Raw genomic sequence first — 388 nt, 5'->3', positions numbered from 1 at the left:
GCGATGTGCCAGTTCACGTCACGCCTGGCATCAGGGCGTTGGCCCGCGCCTTGGTAGCCGGCATCGGCATAGACATCGTGGTCGCTTGCGCGCACCAGGCTGTTGGCCTCGATCACATCATGGACCGCGCCGCTGGTGCCGCGCACGGTGTGCACCAGACCCGAGTCGGCGTCGACTCCGATGTGGCACTTCATTACAAAGTACCACTGCTGCCCCTTGCGGCTTTGCTTCATCTCCGGGTCGCGCTCGCCGCTACTGTTCTTGGTCGAGCTGGGGGCCGCGATCAAGGTGGCGTCCACCACCGTGCCGCTCTTGAGCATCACACCCTTGGCGCTGAGCAGATCAATGTCGAGATAATGAATTTCGTGGATTTGGTGAGTTATCCCAC

The 388-nt window shown here is 61.6% G+C and carries 1 protein-coding gene; it reads right to left on the bottom strand.

The features are described from left to right. Nucleotides 1–388, bottom strand: a 388-nt coding sequence (locus FJV41_RS57690) for a transposase (protein WP_141649709.1), incomplete at both ends; no start/stop codon positions are given.

This window comes from Myxococcus llanfairpwllgwyngyllgogerychwyrndrobwllllantysiliogogogochensis, assembly GCF_006636215.1.
In the GTDB taxonomy this organism is placed as follows: domain Bacteria; phylum Myxococcota; class Myxococcia; order Myxococcales; family Myxococcaceae; genus Myxococcus; species Myxococcus llanfairpwllgwyngyllgogerychwyrndrobwllllantysiliogogogochensis.
Note: the sequence above shows the minus strand (reverse complement) of the source record. Positions and strands in the feature narration are given on the sequence as shown.